Source organism: Neoluteolibacter marinus (assembly GCF_014904755.1).
GTDB classification, from domain to species: domain Bacteria; phylum Verrucomicrobiota; class Verrucomicrobiia; order Verrucomicrobiales; family Akkermansiaceae; genus Haloferula; species Haloferula marina.
The window spans coordinates 19,225-44,261 of the sequence record NZ_JACZFQ010000095.1; the positions used below are offsets into that span (position 1 = coordinate 19,225).

General features: G+C 63.7%; 20 protein-coding genes and 1 tRNA gene. 10 read left to right on the forward strand and 11 right to left on the reverse strand.

The window, feature by feature from the left end; genetic code table 11:
* Nucleotides 1-177: 177 nt before the first annotated feature.
* The 6 genes from IG178_RS17755 (at nt 178) to IG178_RS17780 (ending at nt 8,217) form a co-directional block, all read left to right on the forward strand.
* Nucleotides 178-2,163 (forward strand): Ig-like domain-containing protein, encoded by a 1,986-nt coding sequence (locus IG178_RS17755; protein ID WP_193213919.1) that lies wholly within the window; start codon nt 178-180, stop codon nt 2,161-2,163.
* 45 nt (nt 2,164-2,208) lie between these two features.
* Complete coding sequence (locus IG178_RS17760; protein WP_193213920.1) at nt 2,209-2,952, forward strand: hypothetical protein; 744 nt, start codon at nt 2,209-2,211, stop codon at nt 2,950-2,952.
* 87 nt (nt 2,953-3,039) lie between these two features.
* The gene (uvrA, locus tag IG178_RS17765) at nt 3,040-5,895 is read left to right on the forward strand and encodes an excinuclease ABC subunit UvrA (protein WP_193213921.1); all 2,856 of its coding nucleotides are present in this window, start codon (nt 3,040-3,042) and stop codon (nt 5,893-5,895) included.
* A gap of 13 nt (nt 5,896-5,908) precedes the next feature.
* The gene (locus IG178_RS17770) at nt 5,909-6,502 is read left to right on the forward strand and encodes an RNA polymerase sigma factor (RefSeq protein ID WP_193213922.1); all 594 of its coding nucleotides are present in this window, start codon (nt 5,909-5,911) and stop codon (nt 6,500-6,502) included.
* A 23-nt stretch (nt 6,503-6,525) separates the two neighbouring features.
* Entirely contained in the window at nt 6,526-7,164 is a 639-nt protein-coding gene (locus tag IG178_RS17775) for a hypothetical protein (protein ID WP_193213923.1), read from the forward strand.
* A gap of 57 nt (nt 7,165-7,221) precedes the next feature.
* A complete protein-coding gene (locus IG178_RS17780) occupies nt 7,222-8,217 on the forward strand; it encodes a S1C family serine protease (protein WP_193213924.1) in 996 nt (331 codons plus the stop codon).
* 54 nt (nt 8,218-8,271) lie between these two features.
* Here the strand turns inward: IG178_RS17780 and IG178_RS17785 are convergent, their stop codons facing one another.
* Complete coding sequence (locus IG178_RS17785) at nt 8,272-9,102, reverse strand: class I SAM-dependent methyltransferase (protein WP_226895553.1); 831 nt, start codon at nt 9,100-9,102, stop codon at nt 8,272-8,274.
* 76 nt (nt 9,103-9,178) lie between these two features.
* On the opposite strand from IG178_RS17785, the gene IG178_RS17790 reads away from it, so the two are divergent.
* Complete coding sequence (locus IG178_RS17790; RefSeq protein WP_226895554.1) at nt 9,179-11,143, forward strand: phospho-sugar mutase; 1,965 nt, start codon at nt 9,179-9,181, stop codon at nt 11,141-11,143.
* Between the two features lie 70 nt (nt 11,144-11,213).
* A complete protein-coding gene (gene lnt, locus IG178_RS17795) occupies nt 11,214-12,959 on the forward strand; it encodes an apolipoprotein N-acyltransferase (RefSeq protein ID WP_193213926.1) in 1,746 nt (581 codons plus the stop codon).
* Here lnt and IG178_RS17800 read toward each other — a convergent pair.
* Both IG178_RS17800 and hrpB read right to left on the reverse strand, forming a co-directional pair.
* Entirely contained in the window at nt 12,956-13,501 is a 546-nt protein-coding gene (locus IG178_RS17800; protein ID WP_193213927.1) for a hypothetical protein, read from the reverse strand. The two genes, lnt and IG178_RS17800, sit on opposite strands and share 4 nt — an antisense overlap.
* Before the next feature lie 12 nt (nt 13,502-13,513).
* Nucleotides 13,514-16,105 carry an ATP-dependent helicase HrpB gene (gene hrpB / locus IG178_RS17805; protein WP_193213928.1) on the reverse strand — a complete coding sequence of 864 codons (2,592 nt, stop codon included), beginning with the start codon at nt 16,103-16,105 and terminating at the stop codon, nt 13,514-13,516.
* A 204-nt stretch (nt 16,106-16,309) separates the two neighbouring features.
* On the opposite strand from hrpB, the gene IG178_RS17810 reads away from it, so the two are divergent.
* A complete protein-coding gene (locus tag IG178_RS17810; protein WP_193213929.1) occupies nt 16,310-16,546 on the forward strand; it encodes a Sec-independent protein translocase subunit TatA/TatB in 237 nt (78 codons plus the stop codon).
* A 63-nt stretch (nt 16,547-16,609) separates the two neighbouring features.
* Complete coding sequence (locus IG178_RS17815; protein WP_226895555.1) at nt 16,610-17,593, forward strand: endonuclease/exonuclease/phosphatase family protein; 984 nt, start codon at nt 16,610-16,612, stop codon at nt 17,591-17,593.
* Here the strand turns inward: IG178_RS17815 and IG178_RS17820 are convergent.
* The 8 genes from IG178_RS17820 to IG178_RS17855 form a co-directional block, all read right to left on the reverse strand.
* The gene (locus IG178_RS17820; RefSeq protein WP_193213931.1) at nt 17,590-19,515 is read right to left on the reverse strand and encodes an alpha-amylase family glycosyl hydrolase; all 1,926 of its coding nucleotides are present in this window, start codon (nt 19,513-19,515) and stop codon (nt 17,590-17,592) included. The two genes, IG178_RS17815 and IG178_RS17820, sit on opposite strands and share 4 nt — an antisense overlap.
* Nucleotides 19,460-20,899 (reverse strand): FecR domain-containing protein, encoded by a 1,440-nt coding sequence (locus IG178_RS17825; protein WP_193213932.1) that lies wholly within the window; start codon nt 20,897-20,899, stop codon nt 19,460-19,462. The genes IG178_RS17820 and IG178_RS17825 overlap by 56 nt, the downstream gene beginning before the upstream one ends.
* Nucleotides 20,899-21,429, reverse strand: a complete 531-nt coding sequence (locus IG178_RS17830; protein WP_193213933.1) for a sigma-70 family RNA polymerase sigma factor — start codon at nt 21,427-21,429, stop codon at nt 20,899-20,901. The genes IG178_RS17825 and IG178_RS17830 overlap by 1 nt, the downstream gene beginning before the upstream one ends.
* Before the next feature lie 94 nt (nt 21,430-21,523).
* A tRNA-Val gene (locus tag IG178_RS17835) sits at nt 21,524-21,598 on the reverse strand.
* Between the two features lie 145 nt (nt 21,599-21,743).
* Nucleotides 21,744-23,012 carry a ClpP family protease gene (locus IG178_RS17840; RefSeq protein WP_193213934.1) on the reverse strand — a complete coding sequence of 423 codons (1,269 nt, stop codon included), beginning with the start codon at nt 23,010-23,012 and terminating at the stop codon, nt 21,744-21,746.
* A gap of 44 nt (nt 23,013-23,056) precedes the next feature.
* Complete coding sequence (locus IG178_RS17845; protein WP_193213935.1) at nt 23,057-23,929, reverse strand: hypothetical protein; 873 nt, start codon at nt 23,927-23,929, stop codon at nt 23,057-23,059.
* A 111-nt stretch (nt 23,930-24,040) separates the two neighbouring features.
* Nucleotides 24,041-24,319: a DUF1841 family protein gene (locus IG178_RS17850; protein WP_193213936.1), complete on the reverse strand. Its 279-nt coding sequence runs from the start codon at nt 24,317-24,319 to the stop codon at nt 24,041-24,043.
* A gap of 39 nt (nt 24,320-24,358) precedes the next feature.
* Nucleotides 24,359-25,030: a PEP-CTERM sorting domain-containing protein gene (locus tag IG178_RS17855; protein ID WP_193213937.1), complete on the reverse strand. Its 672-nt coding sequence runs from the start codon at nt 25,028-25,030 to the stop codon at nt 24,359-24,361.
* Between the last annotated feature and the right edge of the window lie 7 nt (nt 25,031-25,037).

Here is a 25,037-nt window from a genome sequence, read left to right on the forward strand (position 1 = left end):
GTCCGGGACGACTTGCAGCCACCAGATTTCGAGATCGCCGTCGCCGGCTTCCATCCTGAATGGAAATCAAGGCTGCCCTGTGGGGCTGTTCTTGATGGCGAGGGCCTCCCGCCAGCCCCCTGCGATACCGGCGCGGAGACGCGTCACTGGAAAACGCACATCCATTGCCCGAAGAACATGAATCATTTGGTCGCCGCCAAACACTTCGCCACCCCCGTTCAACCTAGATTCCTGATCCACCTGGCCGTCGTCTTGATGGCTTGGTTCGGCGTCGCCGGCGAGGCGACTGCCGCCGGCACCCGGTCCGTCACCTTGGCCTGGGATGCCAACCCGGAAGCGAACATCGACCACTACGAGCTGAGATACGGAACTTCGTCGGGTTCCTACTCGAGCACGGTGAATGCCGGGGCGAGCACTTCGGCCACGGCAGGCAACCTGACCCAGGGGGTTACCTACTACTTCGCCGTGGTTGCCGTGAATACCTCCGGTCTGGCCAGCGCTCCGTCCTCGCAGGTCGTCTACACGGTGCCTACCGATCCGAATACCGCACCGACCGCCAACCCGTTTTCGCTGACGGTGCTGGAGGACGGGCAGGTTGCTGCGACCTTGTCGGGCTCCGATCCGCAGGGCGATTCCCTGACTTATTCGATCCTCATCTCGCCCACGAAGGGGACGCTGTCGGGCACCGCGCCGAACCTCACCTACCGGCCGAACGCCAATGCCAACGGGAGTGACAGCTTCACCTACCGGGTCAACGACGGCGAGTTCAACTCCTCGTCCGCCACCGTTTCGATATCGATCACCCCGGTCAACGATCTCCCGGTCGCCGCCGCGAAGTCCGTGACGACGACACGCAACACCAGCGTCGGGATCAACTTGTCGGGGACCGATGTAGAGGGCAGCAGCCTGACCTTCAGCATTCTTTCCGGGCCTTCGAAGGGATCCCTCTCCGGGACCGCTCCGAACCTCACCTACCAGCCGAACAACGGCGTGACCGGGAGCGACAGTTTCACCTACCGGGTTCACGACGGCACCGGTTATTCGGCCGCGGCCACGGTATCGATCACGATCAACGGCACCAACACCACTCCGGTGGCCCATGGCAAGTCGGTGAATTCGATGAAGAACAAGACCGTTGCCGTGACCTTGAGCGGCGACGATGCCGACGCCAATCCGCTCACTTTCACCGTGCTGAGCCAGCCGGCTTCCGGGACCTTGAGCGGGACGCCCCCGAACATGAAATACACGCCCGAGCGCAAATGGACCGGGACCGTATCCTTCACCTATCGCGTCAGTGACGGCGTCGCGAACTCTCCGCCGGCCACCGTGACGATCCGCGTGAAGGACAAGAACCGCCGGCCGGTGGCCAATTCGGCCGCGGTCGTTGCGAACCAGAACAGCAGCAAGGTGGTGGTCGTGACCGGAACGGATCTCGATGAGGATCCACTGACCTTCGAAATTGTCAGGTCGCCGTCGAACGGCACGATTTCCGGAACCAGCCCCAACTTCGTCTACACCCCGAACGCAGGATTCAAGGGCAAGGACCGTTTCTCCTTCAGGGCCTTGGACGGGACCACCAAGTCGAAGCCGGCTTGGATCGATGTCTCGGTCGTCAATCCAAACAACCGTGCCCCGGTCGCCCAGGCCATGAACTTGTCCGGACCGGTCAAGAAGCCCGTGGTATTCGGGGCCTCGGGTTCCGATGCCGACGGCGACCCGTTGACCTTCCGGGTGGTGTCGGGGCCTTCGTCCGGCGTGCTGAAGCTCAACAAGAAGGGGGTTTTCAGATACAAGCCGACCGGCCTCTTCGAAGGGGCCGATTCCTTCACTTACGTCGCCAATGACGGCGTGCTCGACTCGGCACCGGTCACGGTCACCCTAACGATTGGAGCTGCTTCGGGCAACCTTACCGCCCGGAATCTGGTGGAAGGGGACCTCCCCGTGCCGACTCTCGCCCTGCGATCGGTGCCGGGGGATCCGGGCAGCGTGCGGATCCAGGTGACCGGGCTTCCCGGGCAAAGTTGCGTCCTCGAGAGCTCAACGAATCTGACCAAGTGGTCGGAGGACCGCCTCATCGAAATCGATGCCAGCGGCGGGGCGACCCTCGATGTCGCGGTTCCGGCGGAGGCCGGGCGGGGGTTCTTCCGCTTGCGGACACCGTGATGCTTCACCTTGGCGGGGGTGGCTTTTTCCGGCAGCTTGCCGGGGATGAAAGCCACCCTGTTTGCCGTCCTTTTCCTACCCTGTCTCGCTCCCGCGCAATCCTACGACGTTTCCCTGATCCAGACCCGCATCGGCAAGCCGCTCGGTGATGATGTGGGCTTCGAGGTGAAACCGATGGGGCATGAAGCGGGGGTGGCTTTCTCATTCCTGGTCCGCGGTGAAGACCTGGTCGCGTTCAAGGACGACTCGGTGGAGATCAAGAGTTTCAAGCTGGGCGATGGCCGCGAGTGGGCCCGCACCCGCAGCGGAAAGCCGAACTGGAAGCAGGAGAGTTTTTCCAAGGTGGGCGAAGACGGGAAGATCGGCAGCTTCACGGTGAGCTTTCCCGGTGACCTGTTCGGCAGCGTGGAGCAGTCGACACTCGACGGTAGCATCAAGGCGGTCACCGCCGCGGCGTCCGAGGAGAAGAAGGTTACTCTGGCCGGTGACGAAACAGCACCGAAGGATCTCGGCCCGTTCAAGATCGGCGTGGCGGGCGGCGGGGGATTCTTCGGCGGCGGGAAAGACTCCACGAACATCCAGATCACCGGGGATCATCAGGCGATCATCGAGGTGGTGGTGATGGACGGTGAAGCGGAGCTCGATGGGAACGGAAGCTCCTGGTCGGGCGACCGCAAGACCTACCACTTCGCCAAGGCCAAGGGGAAGGAGTTGGCCGTGACGGTGCGCTATTGGTCGGACTTGAAGGAAATCACGATTCCCTTCGCGATCGCTCCTCCCAAGAAATAGGAGACGAGAGCTACCAGGTGAAGCCTCGCCTCCGCCACGACCGCATTGGCGCTTGGCACGGGCATCCCGGCGCATTCTCCTTTTGCCGTGGACAGCATCCGGATCCGGGGAGCGAGGCAGCACAATTTGCGGGGAATCGACGTCGATATCCCGCGTGGCAAGCTGGTGGTGGTGACCGGTCCGAGCGGATCGGGCAAATCGTCGCTGGCCTTCCACACGCTGTTTGCGGAAGGGCAGCGGCGATTCGTGGAGTCGCTCTCGGCATACGCCCGACAGTTCCTCGATCAGTTGGAAAAGCCGGACGTCGATTCGATCGAGGGATTGAGTCCGGCAATTGCGATCGAACAGCGAAGCGGCGGGCTGAATCCGCGCTCGACGGTGGCAACGGTGACCGAGATCCACGAACACCTGCGGATCTTGTGGGCGGCGGCCGGTGTTCCCCACGACCCGGTGACCGGAGAGCGGCTGACCCGCATGAGTGCGGGAGATATCGTGGCGGCGATTTCCGGCATGGACGAGGGCACCCGCGTCGTGCTTCTCGCGCCGGTTCCCGCGGAGGAGGCGGCCGACGGGAAGCGCTTGATCGGGGACCTGCGGCGGCAGGGCTTCGTCCGGGTGAGGATCGACGGGGAGATCCTCGAGCTCGAGGAGGCGGAGGCCTCGTGGCCGGAGCAAGTGTCGGCGGTGGAGGTTGTGGTCGATCGTCTGGTGGTCCGGCCGGACGGCGAGGCCCGGCTCGCCGATTCCGTCGAGACGGCGCTGCGGATCTGCGGTGCGGAAGCACGGGTGCTTGTGAGCGATGGCGACGGATGGCGTGAGATTTCATTCCAAACCAGCTACCGGAACCCGCAGACCGGCTTCATGATCGGCGAGCTGAGTCCTCGCCATTTCTCCTTCAACTCCCATCTCGGTGCCTGTCCGGCATGCGAGGGGCTGGGCACGGAGACCTTCTGTGATCCTGCTCTCCTGGTGGGCGATCCCGATGTTCCCTTGGCCAAGGGGGGGATCAAGGGGTGGTGGAAGGTCGGTGCCTTGCGGGGCAAGAGCTTCGCCAAGGAGGCGGCAGCCATCCTGCGGATGCTTGGACTGCCGGAGGACACGGCCGCGACCGGCTTGTCGGCGGAAGGCAAGAAGCTGATCTTCGAGGGCGGGGAATTCGACACCGGATGGCGGGTCGGGATTGAAAAGAAAAAGCAGCTCAAGCGCTACGAAGGGCTTTGCCGGGAGGCCGAACGAAAGCTGGGGGAGGCGCGCAGCGAGGCGGTGCGGAGGCGCTTGCTGCGGGTGATGGCGGAGAGGCCCTGCAGCGTTTGCCAAGGCAGGAGACTGAAGCCGGAGATCCTGGCGGTGAAGATCGCGGATGGAGCGGGACGATGGTTGGGGATCCAGGAGTTTTGTTCGCTCCCGGTGGAAGAAGCCGCGGCCTGGCTGGCCGGGATTTGCCTGCCGGACGACCGGGTGGAGGTCTGCCAGCAGCTGAGCGGCGCCGTGGGCGAGAAGCTGGGCTTCCTCGAGGAGGTGGGGCTGGGCTATCTGGGGCTCGACCGATCCAGCGCGACACTTTCGGGGGGAGAGTCCCAGAGAATCCGGCTTGCAACCCAGTTGGGCAGCGGGCTGACCGGGGTCCTTTACGTCCTCGATGAACCGAGCATCGGCCTGCACGACCAGGATACCGGGCGGTTGATCGCCGCTCTGAAGCGGCTTCGCGACCGGGGCAATACCGTGGTGGTCGTCGAGCACGACGAGGAGATGATCCGCGCCGCCGACTGGATGATTGAACTGGGTCCGGGTGCCGGGACCGAAGGCGGTCAGATTCTCGGCTCCGCGACGCTCCAGGACTTTCCGGAAAGCTCTCCCACCATGCGTTGGCTCGCCGAACCGGTTGCCGCTCCGGAAGGAGGCAAGGGGTTCAGCCTGCTGGACGAGGCCTTGGTCGTTAGAGGCGCGACCGAGCACAATCTATGCGATCTCGACGTCAGGATACCCTTGGGCGGCATCGTTTGCCTCAGTGGACCCAGCGGCAGCGGCAAGTCGACCCTTGCCGACGATGTCTTGTTGAGGTCGCTGAAGCGGCATTTCAACGGCAGCGGGGACGCCCCCGGTGCCCACCGTGGGATCGAGGGCATGGAGCATCTTGGAAAAGTGGTCGCAGTGGACCAGTCGCCGATCGGCCGCAGTCCGCGCTCGAACCCGGCGACGTTCACCGGCATGTTCGACGTGATCCGTGACCTCTATTCGAAGCTCCCGCTGTCCCGCCAGCGCGGCTATGGTGCCGGTCGTTTCAGCTTCAACACCCATGGCGGCCGCTGCGAGACCTGCGTGGGCGCGGGACGGCTGAAGATCGAGATGAATTTCCTGCCGGACGCCTGGGTGATCTGCCGCTCATGTGGCGGCCGGCGCTTCAATCGCGAAACCCTTGAGGTGCGGTTCAAGGGAATGAGCATCGCCGACGCTCTCGACCTGACGGCCGGTGAGGCCCTGGAGGTTTTCGCCGCGGTGCCGAAGCTGCGCCGCGGCTTGCAGGTTCTCGATTCGCTCGGGCTCGGTTACCTGCGTCTCGGCCAGGCCGCGAATACCTTGTCCGGAGGGGAGGCCCAGCGTCTCAAGCTGGCGGTGGAACTTTCCAAGCCGGCGGCGCCGCACACGCTTTACTTCTTCGACGAGCCGACGACCGGCCTGCACTTCGGCGACGTCGAGCGGCTGCTGGTGGCATTCCGTGGTTTGCGCGAAGCCGGACACAGCGTGCTGGTGGTGGAACATCACCTGGATGTCATCGCTGCCGCCGACTGGGTGATCGACTTGGGACCGGGCGGGGGGCGCGAGGGCGGATGCTTGCTGGCGGAGGGGCCGCCGGATCAGGTGGCGAAGGTCGCCGGTTCGCCGACCGGCAGGGCATTGTCACGGCGAATCGCTCGCCATTCGGTAGACAAGGGGCTAGGTTGACGACGCTGAAGCCATGGATCCCAACGACGACGTGAACCCATCCACCGCTGAAAGCGAATCGCTTTCCACCACCGCCTGGCGCGAGTGGTTGGGCGAATTTGGACCCCGGTTGCTCCTGTTCGCCCGCCAGCAGACACGCTCCACGGAGGATGCCCAGGACGTCTTGCAGGACGCCTTGGTGAAGCTGGTCGACAAGATCAACTCCAACGATTTCGTCGGGGGGCAGGAGGCGTGGATGCCATACCTTTTCACCACCATCCGCCGGCTGTCCATCGATCTCGGCCGCCGCGATGACCGCCGTCGCCGCCGCGAGGATGTCGTCAGCGAAGAATCCGAAGCGGACCAGCGCGAGGCCTTTCATCCCTGGTTCGAAAGCGAGTCTTCCGAAGACGAGACCCGCCAGTTGCTGGAGGCCGGTCTCAAGGAACTGCCGCCGAAATTCGCGGAGGTGGTAGTGATGAAGATCTGGGGTGAGCGGACTTTCGCTGAAATCGGCGAAGCGCTTGATATTTCTCCAAACACGGCGGCCTCGCGGTATCGCTATGGACTTGAAGCCCTCAAGAAGAAGCTCTCTTCGGCGCGGCGCAAAGGAGACCTTTCGATTTGAACGACGATCATTCCGAACAACGCATGGACGACAACTTCCAGACTCTCGAAGACACGCTCAAGGGCATGCGACCCGTGGCACCCGACGCGGCGTGCCTGGATCGCCTGCTCGCCGCCGTGGAGGGAAGACTGCAAGTGCCCGGGGTATCGACCGCGGGAGTGGTGAGCAAGCTTTCGGCCATGCAGCCTGCAGGTCTGACCGATGCGATGACCGAACGCATGGTGGCCACCGTTTCGAAGGTAGCCTTTCCGATCGACGAGAAGGTGGTGTTGTTCCCGGGCGGGTCCAGGGCCGAATCAAAACCGGGCCACCGCCGGCCGTGGTTCGCGGCGGCAGCTGCCGTCGCCATGGCGGGTGCGTTCAGCGCCCTGATGATGGATGGTCCGGGAACGGTTCCGCCGGCGAAGCCGGTTGCGGAGATCTCGGCACGTGGACCGGCTGCTGCACCCCGGGATCCTGGCGCTTTCGTCAACGCGAGCTTCGGCAGCGGTCTCGAGGAGGCGAAGGATGAAGGCGTCAAGTGGACGGCCGACGGCCGGCCGGTGCGCCGGGTGCGGGTCATTTACCGGGATCGCGTGCAATTGCGCGATGCGAACGGCCGGACTTTCGAGGCGGAAGTGCCGAGGGTTGAATACCTGGAGGTTCCCGAGAAAATCGACTGATTTTCCAAGACGAGGAGGGCGAATTACTACGCTTACCGTATGTTAATCGCAACGAACATGAAATCATCCACTGCATACGGCATTGCGGCATTTGTGGGAGTGGCTTCGTCCGTGCTGGCGATCGAGCCGCCCGGCGCCGCCGCACCGATCCCCCCGCAACCGAAACCGGAAGACGTCAAGGTCGTGCCGCTTGAGGCGCCGGATGCCGGCCAGGTGGTGCCCCTCGAAGATCCGAAGGCCTACCTGGGTGTCGGAACCTCGCAGGTGCCCGGCTTGTTGGGCGAACATCTCGGGCTCGATGCGGGCCAGGGCGTGGTCGTCCGTGCCTTGGATGCCAATGGTCCGGCCGCGAAGTCGGGCATCGCCCAGAACGACGTGATCACCAAGGTCGACGGCAACTCGATCGGCTCCCATGAACAACTCCGCGACGTGATCGGCGGGATGAAACCGGACGACGAGGTCGATGTTGAATTCATCCACCGCGGCAAAGTCGGCACTGCAAAGATCGCGCTGGGGACCGCACCCGAGCTCCCGCCCGCACTGGCTGCCGGGGACGTGAAGCCGCTCGACCGCTTGTTGCTCGACGGCATGCCCCAGGATCAGGCAAAGCGGCTTCGCGAGGAGATCGAGAGAAACCTCAGGGAATTCGAGGGTGATCCTGCCGGCAATGGCGCCTTTCCCGAGCAAATGATCGGGGAGGAGATGCACAAGCGCCTCAAGATGATGCTCCAAGGCATGAACAACGCGGACGCGTTCGCGGTGCCCGGGAATGCCAACGGGGAGCTCAAGATCCGCAGTGCGGGAACTTTCCGGATGATCGATCCCGATGGCAGCGGCGTGGAACTCCGCAGCATGGACGGGGGCAAGGAAGTGCGGATTTTGGGGCCTGGTGGCAAGGTTGAGTGGGAGGGGCCCTACGACACTCCGCAGGACCGGGAAGCCGTCCCGCAGGAATACAGGCCGCGCATCGAGAAACTCAACATCGACACGGATTTCCAAGGCAACGGCTTGAAGCTGCGCTTCGGCAAGGACGTCGATCCCGACGGGGAATAAGGATTTTCAGGGAGGCTCGTGCACCCGTTCCGGTCGATCAGCCGGGACGGGTGCTTACGTTTCGAGCCAGATGCTTTTCAGATACGGTTCCGCGGTGAAGTCGGCAGGCATTGGCGCATGTCGGGTCTGCACCGTGCGCGGTGCCACCTCGCGGAGTTGGCGCTCGAACATGCGGGGCGACAGGGTCCTGCAGTTGGTCGAAGACAGGAGGAAGCCGCCCGGGGTAAGGCAGGCGAGCGCGAGTTCAAGCAAGCGCCCGTAGTCCTTTTCGACGCGGAACACCTTGCCGTCCTTGTCGCGGGAGAAGGTCGGCGGATCGAGGACGATCCCGGTGAAGCGCCGGCCCTGTTTCGCGAAGCGGGCGAGCCAGTGGAAGGTGTCGCCCTTGCAAAAGTAGTGTTCCGCCGGGTCGATGCCGTTGAGCTGGAAGTTCCGCTTTGCCCAGTCGAGATAGGGTTGGGCCAGATCAAGCGTGGTCGCCGTGGCTCCGGCGGATGCGGCGAAGACCGAGAAGGCTCCGGTGTAGGCGAAGGTGTTCAGCAGCGTGTCACCCGGACTCAACCGGGATCGCAATTCGGCGCGGTTGTCACGCTGGTCGAGGAAGATTCCCTGGGAGTAGCCGGATTGGAACGAGATCTCGAATTGCAGGCCGCTCTCGCCGGCGGTGAACGGCTCGTTCTGACGCGGGCCGAAGAGCGGCGTCGGAGATTCCTTCTGCTGTTGGTCGAGTCGTTTCCAATAGACCGGGCGCTGCTGGTCCTCGAGCCACGCAAGCAGCTGGGCAGGCGGCCGCCGGTCCCGTGTCGAGAGCAGCCATCGGCCGGCAAAGTCCTCGAGTTCCAGCCCCGGCAAGCCGTCGCCCTCGCCGTCAATCAGCCGGAACATGTCGGTTCCCGGGGCGCGCAGACGTGTGCGCCGGGCAAGGGCCGCTTCGAACAAATGTCGCATGGAGGGCATTGCCATGAGGGATCGACCCGCTACCATCCAGCGCGAAATGAGCGACCTCGCCTCCCAACTCGATCAGGCCCTCAAGGATGGCCACCTACTTGAAAGCTCCCGCACCAACATCGATCTCTTGTTGCGTGGCTCGGCTTCGCCGGTCGCAGAGGCTGCCGTCACCGAACTCGCCGCGGCGGGACAGTGGGAAGAGCTGAACGACCGTTTCTTCAAGACGCTGGCATTCGGCACCGGCGGGTTGCGGGGCCGGACGATCGGCCGGGTGGTCACCGGGGCGGAGCAGGGGAAGGGCGGGCCGAACGAGCGCCCGGAGCATCCTTGTGCCGGCACCGCGACGATGAATTTCTTCAATGTCTCGCGCGCGGTCCGGGGCTTGATCCGCTATGCGAAGCGGCATGTCGGCTCTTCGCGGAGGCCGAAGCTGGTGTTCGCCCACGATACCCGCCACTTCTCGCGCGACTTTGCGGAGTTCTGCGCCAAAACGGCGGCCGAACTGGGGTGCGACGCCTACCTTTTCGAGTCCGGCCGGGCGACGCCCGAGCTCTCCTTCGCGGTGCGTGACCTGCGGGCCGATGCCGGGGTCGTGCTGACGGCCAGCCATAACCCGGCCCACGACAACGGCTTCAAGGCCTACTTCAACGAAGGTGCCCAGATCGTCGAACCCCATGCCTCCGCGATCATCGCCGAGGTCAACGCACTCGACAGTGAGATCTTCGAGCCGCTGCCGGCATCGGAGCAGGGGACGGTGACCACGATCGGTGCCGACCTCGACCGGCGCTACATGGACCGCCTCAAGTCCCTGTTGATGCGGCCGGAATTGCTGGAAGGTAGCAAGACGCGGGTGGTCTACACCAATCTGCACGGCGTCGGCGGGGTGATCATCGTGCCTTTGCTCCGGGAGCTGGGTTTTGAGGTGATCACCGTGCCGGAACAGGACATCCAGGACGGTCGCTTCCCGACGGTGGAGTCGCCGAACCCCGAGAACGGCCCGGCCTTGAAGATGGCGGTCGACCTCGCCGACAAGGAGAAAGCGGAAATCGTCATCGGCACCGATCCGGACAACGACCGCATGGGCGTCGCGGTTCGGGACGGCGCCGGCAAGATGCGGCTTCTGACCGGAAACCAGATCGGTTCGCTGATGGCCTGGTATCGGGCCAAGACCGCTTTCGAGATCGGCTGGCTGAACGACACGACCCGGGCCCGCGCCTTGTTCGTGAAAACCTATGTGACCACCGAGTTGCAGCGCGCGATCGCCGACCACTACGGGATCGGTGTGGTCGACACGCTGACGGGCTTCAAGTACATCGCGGAGAAGCTGCGCAAGTATGAGGATGCCATTCCTGCCGACAAGAAGGGTGTCGACTACCGGTCCCTCGACGAGGCGACGACCCGCACCCTGCGGTTGGAATACTCGCGCTTCTTCCTTTTCGGCGGCGAGGAGAGCTACGGCTATCTCGGCTGCGACTTTGTCCGGGACAAGGATGGCAATGGCGCCGCCGTGATGTTCGCGGAGGTCGCGGCCTACGCGAAGTCGATCGGCAAGACGATCGCCGACCTGCTGGACGACATCTTCACCCAGTTCGGCTACCACGAGGAGCGTGGCAAATCGCTGGTGATGGAGGGGGCCGACGGGGCGTCGAAGATCCAGGCCCTGGCCGGTTCCTATTCGGTGCAACCACCGGAAGAGGTCGATGGCAGCAAGGTGTCGCGGATCCGCGATTTCGCCACCCAGGACCTCTTCGACGAGGAAGGCGATGCCCTGCCCAAGGAGAAGATGCTGTTTGTCGATCTGGAGGACGGGCGATCGTTTGCGGTCCGGCCGTCGGGCACGGAGCCGAAGATCAAGTTCTACCTTTTCGGCAAGGATTCGCCCGCAGAGGACCTCGCTGCCTCGAAGGCCAAGGTGTCGGCGGCGCTCGACAGCTTGTGGTCCGCGATCGAAGCCGACGCAAAGGCCCGGATGGCGTGAAACGCGCGCTCCGGCGGGTGTGAATGGCTGCGCGTGACCGCGGCGTTCCGAGGAGCGGATTCGTGCAACCATGAGAAAGTCCCAGCGCCTGCTTCGTCCTCTTGCCGCTCTTGCCAGTGGCTTGGGGATGGTCTTCCTGTTTCCGCCGTTTCACGCGGTCGGGTTGGTGTGGATCACGCTGGTTCCCTTGCTTGCGGCCTTGTGGAGCCTCGGCGAAACGCGGCGGAAGCGAAGGGCATTCGTGTTCGGCTATTTGAGCGGGGTGGCGTTTTTCCTGCCCACGCTCACCTGGCTGCGTGAAGTCAGCGGCCTCGGCTGGGTGGTGGTCGCCCTTTACCTCGCGGTCTATCCGGCAATGTGGGCGGTGTTCGCGGCCACTTGGGGCAATCCTTGGCGGAATCCGCCTGCCCCGGATGCGGGAAGCCGGGCGGTCACCTTGCACAGCTTGCGCCATGCCTTTGCCTGTGCCTCGGTTTGGGCGGGATTCGAACTCTTGCGGGGCTGGATGTTCACCGGCTTCAGCTGGAACACCCTCGGGGTCGCTTTCCACGAGACCCCGGTGATCGCCCAGGCGGCGGATCTTCTCGGTGCCACGGGACTTTCGTTCCTGCCGGTGTTCCTCCAGGCGGTCATCGTCCAGGTGGTTCGACGGATGAAGGAGGGCATCGGGCGTCGCCAGCCGCGCTTCGATTTCCTGGTCGCGGCGGTCCTGCTGGCGGCGGTCACGAGCTACGGGGTCTTCCGCCTGGCCTCCGTGGGCAAAGGCGAGAGCATCCGGCTGAAAGCCCTGCTGGTGCAGCTCAATATTCCCCAGGAGGCATCCAGGCAGCTGATGTCGGCCACGGATATCCACCTCGGCTACGAGGATGTGACTCTTTCCGCCTTGGACCGGATTGCCGAGAGCGACCAGGAGCGCTTGCAGGCGGCAATGCAGGACGGCGACGAGGGGGGGATTGAACTCAAGACGCCGGATTGGATCGTGTGGCCGGAAACCGCATTGACCGGCAGGATCCTGCAGACCGACTCCGGTCAGTGGGCCATGGGGATGGAAAACCGGATCACCATTGACCGGATCCGTTCCGCCGGGGAATTCACCCTGGTGATGGGGGTGAACGAAATTGAAGGCGAGGAGGTCGATGAGGGGTTCGTGATGAAACCCGACGCCCGGATTTTTAACTCGCTCGCCGTCCTTTCCCCGGACGAAGGGCTGCAGACCTTCCGGAAGCATCATCTGGTGATCTTCGGCGAATACATACCCTTGGTCGACAAGCTGCCGTTCCTCGCGGAGATCTACAAGCAGCAGGCGGGGGTTGAATACGGGGGTGCCTTCAGCCCGGGCGAGGGAACGGAACCGCTTGCGCTTGATCTCCGGGGCGAAACGGTCGGCTTGGTTCCCGCGGTCTGTTTCGAGGATACCGTGGCCCGGTTGATGCGGAAGTTCGTGCGCAAGGGGCCGCAGATCATCGTGAACGTGACCAACGACGGTTGGTTCAAGGAGAGCCAGGGGGCCGCCCAGCATTTCGCGAATGCCCGGTTCCGGGCGATCGAGCTGCGGCGGCCGATGCTGCGATGCGCGAATACCGGGGTGTCGGCGGCGGTCACCGCGACCGGGGTCACCGCATCGCCAAACGGCGGGCCGGTCCAGGAGCTCAGGGACGACCATGGCAGCACCTTCACCCGCGGCTCGATGCTGGTGGAGCTCGACATCCCGAAGGATCCGCCGACCTCGTTGTATGCCGTGATCGGCGATTGGGGCGTTGCCGCGCTGGCGTTTGCGGGAGTCCTGCTGACAATCCGGCGGAAGCCGGTGTCCTAGAAGGGCCAGACGGTGCTCCAAACGCTGGCCTTGGCACAGCGGATGACTTCCTCCTCGTCGTCGAGCCGTTTCAGGGCGCGGCTTGCCTGCAGGGCCTCGGTTCCGCGAGCAACCGCCCGCCATTCGATGGCCAGCCCGGTGAGGCGCAGCAAGGTCCACATGGCAACCACGGCAATGGCCCCCGCGATCGCCCAGCCGGCAGGCACCCGTTTCGAGAGGATGCCGAAAAAACCGACGATGCCGGCCAGCGCGGGCAGGGCTTTGGTCAAGAAGGCACCCTTGATGCGCGCTTTTGCCTGCAGGTTGCCGTCGCGTTCAAGCAACAGCAGGCCGCACTCCCGCAAGGAGTTTCCCAAGGCGGCGGCGTGGGTGTCACTGCCCTTGCGTCCGGCGGGCAGGCCGAGGCGTTCGCGGAGTTGCCGGGCAGTGGTGCCGCAATCGCGGCGCATCCCCTGCAACTGGACGCGGGTCCAGAACCAGTGTCGCCCGAGCCACGCGCCGACCAGCGGCAGGAGGGAGAGGATGAGAACGACTTTCCACACGACCGGGGCAGCTCAGCGTTTCCCGCCACCCGCGGCAAGCCATGCCTTCGGGTCGTCCGGCCACGGTTGCTTCGGATAGCGGCCCGCGAGGTCCTTTTTCATCTGGGCGTAGCCGCCGGACCAGAAGCTCGCGAGGTCGCGGGTCATCTGCCATGGCCGCATGTTCGGCGCCAGCACGTGGACCAGGAGCGGCACCCGCTGGTTCGCGATGGCAGGGGTTTCCCAGACACCGAACAGATCGCGGACCCGCAGGCCGATCCAAGGATCCTTGCCGATCTCGTAGGTGATCTTCGGATTCTGGCCGTTGGCCAAGGTGATCCGTTCCGGTGCATAGGCATCCAGGGCCGCCCGTTGCGGTGCGCTCAACCATTCGCGCAAGACCGGCCAAACCGGACGCTCCTTGATGTCCTTGTAGCCGAGCGCGCCGTGGCAGATCTGCGCGACGGCTGCCGCGCGGTCCTCGTCGCTCCAGCCGGGAAGTTCGAGCTCCGGCATCCATTGACCAAGGCACGAAAGGCGGGCGCACCACTGGTCGACGGCGGCATCCCACTTCTTGAGCAGCAATTCGCCCGAAAGGACCCGCGTGGCCAGCAATTCTGCAGCCGCGTCGAGGTTGACGCCGTGGTCGCTTTCCTTGGCCTCGAGGACAAGGTCGCGGAAGCGGGTCTCCTTGCGCGCGACCACCCGACGACGAGGCTCGTCGTAGCTCGCGCCGTCACAAATTGAAAAATCATCCGGGAACAAGTCCCTCAACCAAGAAGGGTCGATCGCAGTGGCGCGCCGGAGCTGGACGGTGACTTCGCGGCCCTCAACCTCCGTGATCTCGGCGGCGACGAAGGCGGCGGCATCCTTGGCGGCACTCTCGTCATCAAGCTTGCCTTTGCGCTTGCCGACCACCCGGCAAGCCAAGGTCGCGCCACCAAAGCGCACGCCGAGCCGGTCGCTGAACGAGGCCAGCATGGCGCGGCCAACCGCCTCGCGGTTCGCCTGGAAATCGATCGTGCCGAGCGGCCACCCGCGCCGCAAGGCGAGTTGCTCGAGCCGCCGGAGCCCCTGCGCAACCTCCCGCGCGCCGCGACCATGGATTCCGAGCGGGGCACAGCGACGCGGATCGAAGTCCATCCCCGCAGCCGAGTCGAAGGCCCGCCACTCGGCCTCGAAGTCGCTGGCGTCGCCGGCGAAGACGAAGTCTTTCCTGCCGATGCCTCCGCGTTTCGAGACGAAGATCCCTTCGCCCTGAACCGCCGCGGCGATGAACGCCATCTCCGCCAGGCAGCCCTGTTCGACCCCGGCCAGCATCAGACGGGCATAGCGCGGTTCCAGCGGCAGCGATGCCATATGACGACCTTCTTCCGTCAATTCTCCCGCGGCATCCAGCGCGCCGAGGTCATGGAGCAACGACTCCGCCCGGCCGAGGCTTTCTTCCAACGGAGCATCGAGCCACCGGAATCCGCGGACGTCACGGATGCCCGCGGATTTCAGCAACAGGACGGTTTCCGCAAGGTCAACCCGGCGCACTTCCGGGGCGTCGAACGCCTCCCGGCGGGCGTGCTCGTTTTCGCTCCACAACCGGAAACAACGCCCGGGGCCGGTGCGTCCGGCCCGTCCGGCCCGCTGCTCCGCCGATGCACGAGAAATCTTCCGGATCAGGAGGGTGTCAATGCCGCGTCGCGGGTCGAAGCTCGCCTCGCGAGCCAGTCCGGCATCGATTACCGTGCGGACGCCCTCGATCGTCAGGGACGTCTCGGCGACGTTGGTCGAGACGATGATTTTCGGCCGCTTCCCCGGCGACACGGCGGCCTCCTGGGCCGCCGGGGGAAGCCCGCCGTGGAGGGGGAAAATGTCATGGCTACGGGTGAAGGATGCATTTTGCAGGGCTTCCACCGTCTTGCGGATCTCGTGCATGCCGGGAAGGAAGCAGAGGACGTCCCCCGCATCGGGCTGAGCGAGAGCCTCTTTGCAAACCGTGGCAACCTTCTCCCAAACGGGCGTTTCCCGCGGCGGGCCGCCGCGCCGGTCGTGGGCTTTTGGACCTCCGGCCCGGTAGGAGATATCAATCGGGAAGGTCCTCCCGCCGGCTTCGAGCTGGGTTGCCGGGGCCAGATAGCTGCCAAGCTCCCGGGTATCGAGCGTGGCCGACATGACCAGCACGCGCAGGTCGGACCGGGAAGCTTCCTGCAAATCAAGGCAGCGACCGAGGGTGACGTCGACGGCAAGTCGTCGTTCATGGAACTCATCGAAAACCACAGCACCGACGCCCGACAGCCCCGGATCATCCTGTAGCCAGCGTTGGAAGACCCCGTCGGTCATGTAGATCAGGCGGGTGTCTCGACCGTACTTTGTGTCGAAACGCACTGCGTAGCCGACTTCGTGGCCGATCGATCCACCCCGCAGCTTCGCCACCCAGCCGGCGAGGAGCCGTGCGGCCATGCGCCGGGGCTCGATGACCAGGATCTTGCCGGGAATGCCGGCATCGAGCAGCATGCCGGGAACGGCCGTCGATTTTCCCGATCCGGTCGGCGCTTTCAGAAGCAGACGGTCGTTCCGTCCGGGAGAAACCGCTGCCATCAACTCTTCTTCGATCTCGTGAACCGGCAATCGCACGGCCTGCGGATAGCGGGGGAATCCGGGAATGAAAACCGCCAAGAAGCTCCGGGCGGAAGTTCCTGGTCGCCCCATCCGGCTCCAACGCGGGGGTCTCAGTGGTGAATTGCCTCCGCATGCCGTTACAAATCGGGACGAAAGGCGACGCTGTCCGAGACCGTTATTCCCATTGCAAGCCGCCGGGGGCGGTCCTACTCTTCATTCATGAACACTTCGTTCGCATTCATCGGCGGCCTCGGCGGCCAGGAGATGGTCGTCATCTTCCTCATCGTCCTTCTTCTCTTCGGTGCAAAGAAACTGCCCGAGCTCGCCCGCGGCGTGGGCAAGAGCATGGGTGAATTCAAGAAGGCCCGCGAGGACTTCGAGCGCGAGATTACCCGCGCCGAGGACGAGGTGAAGATCAAGGAGGCCGCTGGCAAGGAGGCCCACGAGAAGGCCTGAATGAAAAGGTCCTTGCTGAATCGAATCAGTCGAATCGCTCCGGGGTTGCTCGGGGCGTTTTTCTTGTCGCTCGGAGGCTGCAAGGACAAGGACCAGTCAGGCGATTGGGCGGGTCATGGGTCACCCGCTCCCGAGCCGTCGGCCGAAGTCGCGACCGCGACTCCCGAGGTGGAGGGCGTCAAGTCGACCGAAGCGCTGGTCACGCGTGATGCCGGCAGTGAGGTTGCCGATGTCCGCTTCGTCGCTTACAACGTCGAGAACTGGCTGACCATGGACCGATACGTCGATGGTCAAAGCCGGAAGGGAGCACCCAAGCCGGAGAAGGAGCGGCAGGCGATCACGGAGGTCCTCGTCAAGGCAAGGCCGGACATCCTCGGCGTTTCCGAAATCGGCACGGAGGATGATGTGCGTGACCTGCAGGGTTATCTCGAAAGGGCCGGACACCCGATGCCCCATTTCCATCTGAACCGTGGATCGGATCCCACCCGGAGCTTGGTCCTGCTGTCCCGTTTTCCGATCGGGAAGACCTTGGTGCACGACGATTTGAGCTACCGTTCCAATGGAAGGGAATATCAGATGCAGCGGGGGATTCTCGATGCAACCGTCACCACTCCCGTCGGCGACTTCCGGTTCCTCGGAGTTCATCTGAAGTCCAAACGGGAGGTGGACGACGGCGATCAAGCGGACATGCGCTTGCATGAAGCCCATTTGCTCCGGCGCGAGATTGACGGGATCATCAAGGAGAGCCCCGACGCGCGTCTGGTCGTTTACGGAGACTTCAATGATACCCGTCAAAGTCCGGCCATCCGTGCGGTGCGCGGCAGCGGCAGGAACGACCGGTCGCTGGCGATGGTGGCGATCAAGGACTCGCGCGGCGAGTATTGGACCCATCACTGGAGCTACGAGGACATCTATTCACGCATCGATTTCGTGATGATCAGCAACCCGCTGAAGGGATCGATCGACTGGGACCGCTGCCGCATCCTCGACGACGAAGCGGTGACTTCAGCCAGTGACCACCGGCCCCTGCTCGTGATCTTGCGCTAGCTCGGGACTTTGACGATCTCGATTGCCCTGGCGCTCAAGGGGGGCAATGGAGGAAGCGCGATACCCTGGGTCGGGAGCTCGGCCGCGGGCACCGAAAACGTCCAACCATCCTCCAAGCGCTCCGTGAAGAGCGGGGTCTCATTCTTGGTCACCCCAAGCCAACCGAGGGCGTCGGCGGGAATCTGGATCTGGACGTCGGTCAGGGTTTCGGTGCCGTGAAAATTGGCGACCATCAGGAAAGTCTGACGGGATTGCCAATCGTGGCGGAGGTAGGCGTAGAGCCAGTGGCCGCTTGCAGCTTCATCCCCGACACGGCCGAACCCGGGGTTTTCCTTGTTGGCGTGGTTCAGACCATAGAAGTTCCCGCGGGCGAAAGCCGGCTCCTGCATGAGTCGCACCAACTTGCCATACCATTCGCGCAGGTTCCGCTGGCGCTCTTCCAACCCGCCACCATCGAACTTGCCCTCGTTCACCCACTTCTGGAATTCGGGCATCGACCAGTAGTCGAAGATGGTTGTCCTGGCATCGTCGCCACCGAAGCCTTCCGGTCCGGCGGCGGGCTCGCCGACTTCCTGGCCGGAGTAGAGCATCAGCGGGCCACGACCCATCCCGAACAAAACGGCGGTCACCGGCCGGCCGACGTCCATGCCAAGCCCGCCCCATTCCCTGGGGCTGGCCAGCCTGACCTCGTCGTGGTTCTCGGCATAGCGGAGGGACCGGTGAAAGCGATCCCCCGTGAAGGTGAGGGCATCGAGATCGTTGGCCCATTTTCCCGAATCGTAGAGGCCCTCGAGGATATCATAGACGGGATCGTCGTACACCGCGTCGAACCCGGCCGCGAGCAGGGCATCGAGAACGTGCCCCGTGGTTAACTTTGCCGGATCGTTGTCGTAGGCCTCCGCGGTGAAAAAGGCATCCGGATCTCGCTGTCTGGCCCTGTGGATCGACCAAGCCCAGAACTCCATCGGAATCATGTGTGCCATGTCGGCCCGGAAGCCATCGACTCCCAGATCCTGCCAGTAGGCGAGGATCGAGTCCATGGTCCGCCAGGTCTTGGGGACGTCCGCAACCGGTGTCTCCGGACCGGGTAGGTGCGAGGTGTCCGGCCCGGTTGTGAAGTCGTGACCGTAGTTGAGTTTGACGGTCTCGTACCAGTCCGATCGTCCGGGTGACCAGGTGATCGAGTTGTTTCCCGTGACTCGGCCGAACCCGGACTCCGGCGCGAACAAACCGCTGCAGCCGGGCATCGAGGAGGTTGGCAACTTCAGGGGAGGGCCACCACCGGGGTCGCTACTCCGGAGATAGTAGAAGTGGTTGTTTCGGTCGAAGAACACGCTTTTGTCATCGTCCGCCCCGAAGGTCTCGCCGGGCCGGATGTCCGATCCGTACGAGCGAGCGACATGGTTCGGCACGAAATCCACGATCACCTTCAATCCCGCCTCCTTGCAACGCCCCAGCAGGTTCTTGAATTCGGCGAGGCGCTTCCCGGGCTGCACGGCGTAGTCGGGGCAGACGTCGAAGTAATCGCGGATCGCATAGGGACTTCCGGCAATCCCTTTCAGGATATCCGGGGGATCCGCCGGGCGCTGCGGATAGGAGGTGCCGCTGGCTTGTTCGTGGATTCCCGTCAGCCACAAGTGGGTGAAGCCCATGGCCTTGATCTCCGACAGGGCGGTCGCGGTGAAATCGCGGAACTTGCCGCAGCCATTCTCCGCCAAGGTGCCGTTGACCTTACGCGTGGTGCAAAGGTTGCCAAACAGGCGTGGAAGCACCTGATAAATCACCGGCCGCGCCTGATCGCTCGTCACCGTGGTATCCAACCAGATCGTGAAGCCGGCGACAAACCCGATCCGCCCGCGGGCACGATCACTCTCCGTCGCTCCCGAGGCGGCTTGCCTGCGGATAGGCGACGACCCGGACATCCACGTCGTCAATCGCGACGTCACCGCCGTCGGCATTCGTCACGGTAAAGGAGACGGGGGATTCACCCGACTGGACGGAAAGCTGGTCGAGAAGCGTGCCCCGGGTGTTGCCGCCCTCGTAGAGGCGGACCAACCCGGTGTCCCGGTCGTAGCTGAGGGTCATGGTGTTCTCCTCAAGTGCAGACAGCTGGGTACCGAGGGACGCGGTGCCGGTCCGGTCATCCGACAAATGCCAGCGGTGGCGGTCGGTGGCATTGGCGGTCAGGCTGACCAGGGGAAATCCGTCGCGGTTCCAGAGGGTGATGGTCTCCCTACCGTTGGCCAGACCGACCTTGTCGTCGATTTTTTCCGGCGGGAGCGTGGTGAGTGAGACGAGATAGACCCGCCGGCGGCCGCTGGACGGCTCGGCAATGAAATTCCCGCTGATCGTCCTGGGTCCGAAGGAGGTGTCCACGCGACCGTCGGTCACCAAGGTCGGCGATGGCTCCATGAGGATCCGCCAGGGCCAGCCGACATCGGGATTCTTGCCGGAAAGCAGCGTGCCGTCCTCCTCGTTGAAGTCGTCGCGGAACAAGACATGCTGCCATGGCAGGGCCTGCACGAAGAGGTCGGCGTTGATGATTGTCCGACGGATGGGGCCTGTTGGGCTCCATTTCACCGCTTCGCCGGCATCGACACGATACGGGGCATCGCCTTGGTGGCGCTCCACTTCGACGGCACCGGCGGTAACGTGGGTCTCGACCTGGCCACCGGCGAGGATGCGAACGCCGAATTTGGTGCCGATGTCGCGGATGATCCCCGCCGGCGTGTGGACCTCGAATCCGCCGCCTCCGGGGGCGATCTGGAAAAAGGCCGAACCCTCCATCAGTTCAAGCCTGCCCTGGCGGTCGATCAGACGGAGCCTCGCCGGGCCATCGATGTAGGCTTCCACATAGGGACCGAGAGCGAGGGAGACGACCCCGTGGTCGATGACCAGGGAATCATCGGGGTTCAGCATGCCTCCAGAACGGATCTCGCCGTTGACGTGAAAGTGGCTGTCCTCAGAAGCGGCGATCTTGATCTCCGGCGGACGCGCCTTGAACAGGAAGAAGGTGCCGAGGGTGATCAGCAGGATGGCGGCGGCTCCGAGCGCCGACCACGCGAACATCCCGCGTTTGGCCCGGCGGAGCGCCCAGCTGTTGTCCATCGTCTGGGAGTGGACGGCGATGTAGTCAGGGACTTCATAAAGTTCGCCGAGAAGCATGTCGACGCCCAGCAGCTCGTAGTAAGTCCGTCTTGCCGCTTCATCCTGCTTCAGGACCGCCTGGATGCGATCAAAGTCATCGGCTTCGATCGAACCGTCGATCAGGCGGTTGAGCAGTCGGTTGAGTTCGTGCTCTTCCATTACGACTCCTTGAGGTTGAGTTGACCGCGAATGCACTTACGGAGCGATCCACGAAGCTGGAACAGGCGGGCCTTGAGGGTGCCGACACTGCGCTCTGTCGCCCGGGCGAGGGTCGCCAGCGAGCCGCCGGACCAGTAGTGGTGTCGGATCAACTCGTCATCCTTCGGCGTGAGCTTTTTCAGGCACTCCAAAAGCGCGGTCCGGCGTTCGGGGAACTCGTCGATCGTGGCCGGGAGCTCCGAGGCGAAACAATCGAGCAAATCACCGTCGAAGGACATCAACTTGCTCTTCTTGCGCTGGCGCAGATAGCTTTTTACCTCGAGCTGGGCCACCCGGAACGCCCAGTTCTTGAAACTGGTCCCGGGTTTGAATTTCTCCCGTTTGCGCCACAGGATCATGTTCACGGCCTGCCGGATGTCGGCGGCAGCATGGGCATCGCCACAAAGCGCCCGGATGAAATAGAACAGATCGTTCTGGGACCGGGTGAGTTCGTGGACGAATTCCTCGATGCTGTCTTCCTTTGAATCCATCGGTAACCTGCGTGAAGTTAAACGCACGATCGGCCGTGCCGGTTTAGTCCCGCGATGGCCTTGCCTTCGAGAAAAAAGGCCGGGTGCCGGAAGATGGTGCGCGCTGCAGGGTTCGAACCTGCGACCCCATCCGTGTGAAGGATGTGCTCTACCACTGAGCTAAGCGCGCTTTGCGTGGCAGCGGGCGGAGGTTTTGCGTGAATCGCGGGACCATGGCAAGCATTTCCCCTCGGGATTTCACGGTCCGCCGTCCGACACGAAAAACGGGGCCCCGGTATGGTGCCAGAGCCCCGTTCGAGGACAAAATTGATCCGTTATCGCACCCGGTAGTATCCGTCCGGGTTGTAGAGGAAATAGACGTCTTTCGGGGTAAGTCGTGGCAGGTAGGCGAAGGGCTTGCCGTTGGCGTCGATTTCTTCCGCCAGCGCGGTCCTCGGCGGGGCGTCCGGCGACTTCAGGTCCGGATTCTTGGTGAGTGACGTTTCCTCGATGCCCTGGACGATGTGGTTCACCCACTTCAGCTTCTGGGCATCCTCGCCGAATTCGCTCCAGTCGCCGCTGGAAGAGTGTTCATACATGCGCTTGATGAACTCGTCGGTGGAAATGCCCATCTTGGTTGCCACCGGCGTGGCGAGGCGGGTCCACCAGCGCTGGCTTTCCTTCACCACCTCGGCCTGTTCGGTGAGGTTCATCTGGCCGAACAAGGTCGAGCTGATCTGGTGATGGAGGATGATCGCGTTGGGGTAGGCGTAGGACTCCTTCGCCAGGGTCGTGATGCCCGCGGCCATCGAGGCGGCGAAGGACTTCACCACGACATGCACCGGCGCGTCGCTGGATTCCATGGCCTTGAGGATCCGGTAGCCCGCCATCACCGAGCCGCCCGGGGATTGGTCGATGACGATGAAGATCGGCATCTTCCGGTCGGCGTTGTTGTAGAAATCGATGCGGTCCGTGATGTGATCCGCGGTGCTCATCGAAATCGGGCCGTTGAGCGGAATCCGGCGGTCGGAAATGACCAGGGTGCCATCCTCCTTGAGCGGATTCTCGAGATAGACCGGCTTCGCGTCGGCATAGGCGCGGCGCTTGGAATCCATCTCCATCTCCGAGATTTGATTCTGGAGCTTGGCGATCTCGATGCCCGATTCGCTCTGGACCGCCTTGAGTTCGTTGGTCAGGAACTCGGCGCGCGCCTTGGCAAGGGCGGCGTCGCGGTTCAGTTGGGCGCGCTCCGCTTCCGCCTTGGCGTCATCATCCGCTTGCGCCGCCTGGCGCTTCACCGCGGCAAGGGCGAGCCGTTCGCCGAGGAGTTCCTTCTCCATCTTGAGCTTCGTGATCTCCGCCTGCATTGCGCTGGTCTCCGCCTTCAGTCGCTCGGCCGCGAGGGCGTTTTCCTGCGCCAGCTTGGCCTGTTCGTCCTTGGCGGGGTCGACGGACGCTTCGACCGGCTTTTCCTCGGCCGGGGCCGCGGCGGTATCGATGGCGACGGGCGGGGTGACCGCGGTGGTGGTCTCGGCGGGTTCGCGGGCGGCCAGGGCGGTCGCCATGGCCAGCAGGACAAGCGAGGATCGGGTGGTGGTCTTCATGGGACGTGATTGAGGGATCCGAGCGACTTCCCGGAGCACGGCAATCAAGCGTCGTTGCCGTCCGTGCTTGTCTGGTGATTTCGCTCGTTTTGACGCTGTTTTCGGATTCCCAGAAAAACCATTGTCGCGGCGAATGCGAGGAAAATGCAGGCTCCGATCCCGAGGAAGGTCACCAGCCGGCCGCCGCCTTTCCGGAAATCGCTGTCGCTGACAACATCGGGCGGGCTTTCCCCGGGGTTCCGGGCCAGAACAAGTTTGCCGTCTTTCAGTTCGGCACGGGTCATGGCGGCCATGGCCGGGCCGAGGACCGGATCCTTGAGGTAAGCTTCAAAGATCCGCAGGGTGGAGAAATGTTCCATGAAACCCTCGGGAACGGTTTTTCCGGGGACCTCGAGACTGTCGACCTTCAGCACCAGTTCGCGGCGGGAGAGTTCCGGCCGGCCTTGGAGAGTGCCGATGAGGAAGCGGGGATCCGAGGTGATTGGACCTTCCTCGCCCTCCCGTGCCAGGCGTGGTCGGCCGTTGAGCTTGTAGCAGATGTCGATGATCAGCGCTTCGTCGGTGATTTCCCTCACCCGGAAACTGCCGCGGAGCTGTTCGACCGGAGCGAAGGCCGCGATGGCGAGGTTGAGATCGGCGGCGTCGAGTTCGATGCGGGTCGGCGCCTCGTTCCCGTCCTTGAGACCGGTGCGGAAGAACTCCAGTCGCTCGACCAGGTCATTGACCTTGGTTTCGTTGCCCTCGATCGGATCGACCGCCAGCGGGGCCGGCTGGTCGGCGGTGAATTTTTCGATTTCAGCCGCTTGGCGGAACGGCATCCAGGCCGTGAATCCGATCAGGAAAACCAGCAGGACCAAGGCGGCGATCAAGATCAGGCAGCCGGCAAAAGGGGAACGGGCGGAAGCTTGCGGAGGCATGGGCGGCGGTTCTTAGACGTGGAAATGCGTAAAGTCGAAGGCGGATGTCGCCGGTCAGGGTGAAATCGCCGGCGCTTTGGCCGCCAGATCCCTCCATGGTCCGAGCGGGCTCTAATCGCTTTCTTTGTCCGTCTCCTCGTCGAACCGGGCCGCGGGGTCGATCTCCGCGAGCCGCTTCTTGTAGCTCTTTTCGTCGAAGGCGGTTTTCCGCCGGTACATCGCATCGGTCTCCTCGCCGAGGCAGGCGGCGATGCGCTCCTTGGCGTCGGTTTCGCTCATGCCCTTCGAGGTCAGGCGCTCGTATTCCTTGGCCACATAGCGCGTTTGCGGGGAGGCGAGCTGCTGTTCTACCGCGGCCAGAAGATCCTGAAAGAAGGCGTCATCATCCATGCGCGGCCCAGTGAGCTGGCAAGAGGTCGACTTGTCAGGCTAATTGCACTCGCTTTGCGTCCGGGGTCTGCGGCGATGGCCCAGCAGGGCAGTGCCGAGAAGGACGGGGATGCCGGCGGCCAGCACCCGTGCTGGTTCGGGTACCTCGGTGATGGTGATTCCCCAGCTGACCACTGTCGACAGGTCGCCGTGGGCCATGTCTGCGACGAAGAGCGTCCACAGCCCGTTGGCTTCCTGGCCATGGAAGCTAGAGAGCAGGGCGGTTTGCGGGGTGAACTGGGTTACCGCCATCGGATCGGCTTCACGCCCGTCGGGCAGAAAGATCCCGGACAGGCTTCCGGAGAACACGCCGGCGGCATAGGTGTGAATGTCCTCGGTCGCCGAACTGGAGAAGGTGACGTTCATTCCCGAAGACGAGGAGCCGGCACCGTCCAAGCTGGTGGCGCCAATCCGGTTCAGCAGCACGCTGAAGCCATTCTTGTGGGTGACATACGCGTAAAGGTCGCCGTTCCATCCGCCGCTGATCACGAGATCTACCTCCAGAGTGCCAATCTGTTCGAATGGCACGTCGTTGATGAATACCGAGCTGGCCCAGCCAGCCGGATCATTGTCGGCCAAGGTGGTGTTGACGGTCCAGGAATTGCTGTAGGTCGATACGGCTCCAGTCGCAGGAGCGATGGCCGCGAGGGTCAGGGTGAGGAGAAATCTCATGGCAGGG

Excerpts from the sequence above, each read along its gene's own strand:
- IG178_RS17775 (WP_193213923.1), top strand. The coding sequence starts at position 6,526 with ATGGACGACAACTTCCAGACTCTCGAAGACACGCTCAAGGGCATGCGA.
- lnt (WP_193213926.1), top strand. The coding sequence starts at position 11,214 with ATGAGAAAGTCCCAGCGCCTGCTTCGTCCTCTTGCCGCTCTTGCCAGT.
- IG178_RS17840 (WP_193213934.1), bottom strand. The coding sequence starts at position 23,012 with ATGAAGACCACCACCCGATCCTCGCTTGTCCTGCTGGCCATGGCGACC.
- IG178_RS17760 (WP_193213920.1), top strand. The coding sequence starts at position 2,209 with ATGAAAGCCACCCTGTTTGCCGTCCTTTTCCTACCCTGTCTCGCTCCC.
- IG178_RS17770 (WP_193213922.1), top strand. The coding sequence starts at position 5,909 with ATGGATCCCAACGACGACGTGAACCCATCCACCGCTGAAAGCGAATCG.
- IG178_RS17810 (WP_193213929.1), top strand. The coding sequence starts at position 16,310 with ATGAACACTTCGTTCGCATTCATCGGCGGCCTCGGCGGCCAGGAGATG.
- IG178_RS17820 (WP_193213931.1), bottom strand. The coding sequence starts at position 19,515 with ATGTCCGGGTCGTCGCCTATCCGCAGGCAAGCCGCCTCGGGAGCGACG.
- IG178_RS17780 (WP_193213924.1), top strand. The coding sequence starts at position 7,222 with ATGAAATCATCCACTGCATACGGCATTGCGGCATTTGTGGGAGTGGCT.
- IG178_RS17755 (WP_193213919.1), top strand. The coding sequence starts at position 178 with ATGAATCATTTGGTCGCCGCCAAACACTTCGCCACCCCCGTTCAACCT.
- IG178_RS17845 (WP_193213935.1), bottom strand. The coding sequence starts at position 23,929 with ATGCCTCCGCAAGCTTCCGCCCGTTCCCCTTTTGCCGGCTGCCTGATC.
- IG178_RS17850 (WP_193213936.1), bottom strand. The coding sequence starts at position 24,319 with ATGGATGATGACGCCTTCTTTCAGGATCTTCTGGCCGCGGTAGAACAG.
- IG178_RS17855 (WP_193213937.1), bottom strand. The coding sequence starts at position 25,030 with ATGAGATTTCTCCTCACCCTGACCCTCGCGGCCATCGCTCCTGCGACT.
- IG178_RS17830 (WP_193213933.1), bottom strand. The coding sequence starts at position 21,429 with ATGGATTCAAAGGAAGACAGCATCGAGGAATTCGTCCACGAACTCACC.
- IG178_RS17790 (WP_226895554.1), top strand. The coding sequence starts at position 9,179 with ATGAGGGATCGACCCGCTACCATCCAGCGCGAAATGAGCGACCTCGCC.
- IG178_RS17785 (WP_226895553.1), bottom strand. The coding sequence starts at position 9,102 with ATGTTCCGGCTGATTGACGGCGAGGGCGACGGCTTGCCGGGGCTGGAA.
- IG178_RS17825 (WP_193213932.1), bottom strand. The coding sequence starts at position 20,899 with ATGGAAGAGCACGAACTCAACCGACTGCTCAACCGCCTGATCGACGGT.